This is a genomic window from Trichloromonas sp., from assembly GCF_041583255.1.
GTDB lineage: Bacteria > Desulfobacterota > Desulfuromonadia > Desulfuromonadales > Trichloromonadaceae > Trichloromonas.
In genome coordinates, this window is sequence record NZ_JBFHGD010000303.1 from 1 (window position 1) to 2,966 (window position 2,966).

Annotated in this window: 3 protein-coding genes; all 3 read right to left on the bottom strand. The window is 65.0% G+C overall.

Annotation, left to right across the window (positions count from 1 at the left end; genetic code table 11):
* A partial coding sequence (locus tag ABYV89_RS15985) for a cobalamin biosynthesis protein (protein WP_432823931.1) occupies window positions 1–174 on the bottom strand: 174 nt, incomplete at its 3' end.
* Complete coding sequence (locus ABYV89_RS15990; protein ID WP_432823930.1) at window positions 174–2,522, bottom strand: cobyric acid synthase; 2,349 nt, start codon at window positions 2,520–2,522, stop codon at window positions 174–176. The genes ABYV89_RS15990 and ABYV89_RS15985, both read right to left, overlap by 1 nt.
* A gap of 79 nt (window positions 2,523–2,601) precedes the next feature.
* Entirely contained in the window at window positions 2,602–2,943 is a 342-nt protein-coding gene (locus tag ABYV89_RS15995) for an endonuclease domain-containing protein (RefSeq protein WP_432823932.1), read from the bottom strand.
* Window positions 2,944–2,966: the final 23 nt, after the last annotated feature.

Genomic DNA, 2,966 nt, shown 5'->3' on the forward strand with positions numbered 1-2,966 from the left:
CAGGGTCAGCCCGGTCAGCAGCACCCCGGCCAGTCGCCGGTTATTGAAGAGACTGGCCAGCAGGATTTCGAGCCGGTTGATGATGGCGCCGATGAGGACGACCGGATGCGGCATCCCGCGGGGATCGCCGAGCAGCAGGTCGAGAGCGAAAGCCGCCGGTATCAGCCATTCCATCAGGGTTCCTCCAGTCCGATCAGGCCGAAAATCCGCACCATGTCCAGGTGGGCCTGCAGGTGATCGGCCAGCCGGTCAAGTTCCGTATCCAGGCTGACGGTACTCGCCGGCGGTACCGTCAGCCCATTGCTGCCCCGCAACGGGGCCAGCAGCGCCCGGCGCACCAGCTCGTCATCGAACAGGCCGTGCAGGTAAGTGCCCCAGACCCGGCCGTCGGCGGACACCGCGCCGTCTTCGAGATCGGCCGCCGCCCCGGAGCGGCGGGTCAGCCGCAGCAGCGGCCGGGACGCCTTCCCGCAGAGAGTCTCGCCCTGGTGGATTTCGTAACCGCCTACCACTGTACCTGCCGGCAAACCAATCTCCTCGGCAGCGGCCAGTGCAACCCCCCCGACCTGGTGAGTCTTTTTGAGCGGATGCAGTTCGGTCTCCACGTCGAGCAGGCCGAGCCCTTCGGCAACCGTCAGTCCCGACTCGATCCCCTGGGGATCGGTCAGAGAGCGCCCGAGCATCTGGTAACCGCCGCAGATGCCGACGACCCGGCCACCGCCGCCATGATAATCACGGATCGCCTGAAATAGCCCGCACTCCCGCAGAAACTGCAGATCGGGCAGGGTGCTCTTGGTGCCGGGGAGAATCAGCAGGTCGAGACCCGTCAATTGGGCGGGGGCATCGAGATAGACCAGGTCGACGTCCGGCTCCCGCTCGAGGGGATCAAAATCGGTGTAGTTGGAGATGCGCGGCAGCCGCACCACGCCGATGCGCAGCCCCCGCCCCTTCGGCCGGGTCCCCTTGCGGGCCAGCGCCACCGAATCTTCTTCAGGGAGTTTCAGGTCGAGCCAGGGGACCACGCCGAGCACCGGCACCCCGGTGCGGTCTTCGATCAGCTCGATCCCCGGACGCAGCAGCGAGGCGTCGCCGCGGAAACGGTTGATGATCACCCCGGCGATCCGCGTCCGCTCGGCAGGGTCGAGCAGTTCGAGGGTGCCCAGCAGCGCGGCGAAGACTCCGCCGCGGTCGATGTCGGCGACCAGCAGCACCGGCGCATCAGCCATGGCGGCGGCCTTGAGATTGGTGATGTCGTGCTGCTTGAGGTTGACTTCGGCGACGCTGCCCGCCCCTTCCATGACCACCACCTGGTGACGGGCCGCCAGCCGGGCGTAGGATTCCTCCACTCTGGCAAACGCCTCGACCTTGAAACGGTGGTATTCCCGCACCGTCATGTTTCCCACCGGACAGCCCTGGATGATCACCTGGGAGCCGGTGTCGGAATTGGGCTTGAGCAGCACCGGGTTCATGTCGGTATGCGCCGGGATGCCGCAAGCCGCCGCCTGCAGCGCCTGGGCCCGGCCGATTTCGCCCCCTTCGGGGGTCACCGCCGAGTTGAGGGCCATGTTCTGCGCCTTGAAGGGCGCGACCGAGAGGCCCCGCCGCTGCAGAATCCGACAGAGCCCGGCGGCGATCACGCTTTTGCCGACGTCGCTGCCGGTGCCGCCGATAAAAAGTGCGTGGCACTTTTTATCGGTGAGGTCTGAGGGGGGAGGCGTGAGGGGTAAAAGCCCCTCCACCTCACACCTCACACCTAACGCCTCACGGGTCTCAAAAAGGTACTTGTCGGCATAGCCGCGCGGCGTCAGCATCCGCCCGGCACTATCGACCCGGGTCGCCGAATTGCCGATCATCACCAGCGACAGCATGTCGACGTCCTGTTCACCGAGGTGCTCGAGATCGGTCACCGTCACCGTCTCATCCGGCCGGCAGGCGTTGCGGACGATCCCCACCGGGGTCTGCGGCCCGCGATGGCGCAGCAGGATCTCGCGCGCCTCGTCGAGCTGGCGGACCCGCCCCTTGCTGCGGGGGTTGTAGAGGGCGACGACAAAATCGGCCCGCCCGGCGGCATCGAGACGGCGGCGGATCAGCGTCCAGGGGGTGAGCAGGTCGGACAGGGAGATCACCGCGAAATCGTGCATCAGCGGGGCCCCGAGCCGGGACGCCGCCGCCTGCACCGCCGACACCCCGGGGACCACGACGATCTCCGGCTCAAGCGCGGCCTCGGCGCCGACCAGCTCCAGCACCAGCCCGGCCATGCCGTAGATACCCGAATCCCCGGACGACACCAGCGCCACCTTGCGGCCCGAGCGGGCCAGCTCCAGCGCCTCGCGGCAGCGGTCGACCTCCTTCTTCATCCCCGAGGAAACGACCTCCTTGCCGGCCAGCAGCGGTTCAATCAGGTCGAGATAGGTCTTGTAACCGACCACCGTATCGGCACCTTCGATCGCCTCGCGGGCGGCAAAGGTCATATGCTCATGGCCGCCGGGGCCGATGCCGACGACGTACAGGGTTCCGTTCATTTATTATTATCTCGGCAAGAGCCCGCTTGCGGGCAAAATCCTCCATCTCCCCTCGTGGGAGAGGGTCGGGGAGAGGGGGTTATAGGTGCGCCCTAACAACATCAAGCACACCTTCAATATTGGTCAGAATTTCATTATTCCAGAACCGCACTACTCTGAACCCCTGGGCATTCAACCAACAGGTCCGTTCTTCATCTTTTTTCTGTTCTGTCGCATGTTGGCCACCGTCGGCTTCTACGATCAGCTTTTTGTCGTAGCAGACGAAATCGACGATAAACCGCCCGATCTGTTCTTGCCGGCGAAATTTGAAGCCATCCATTTGCCTGGCACGCAAATGCTTCCAGAGCAAACTTTCAGCATCAGTGGAATTTCTGCGGAGAGTTCTCGCTGTCTCGGTGAGGTTCACATCACCCTCCCCCACCCCCTCCCATAAAGGGAGGGGGG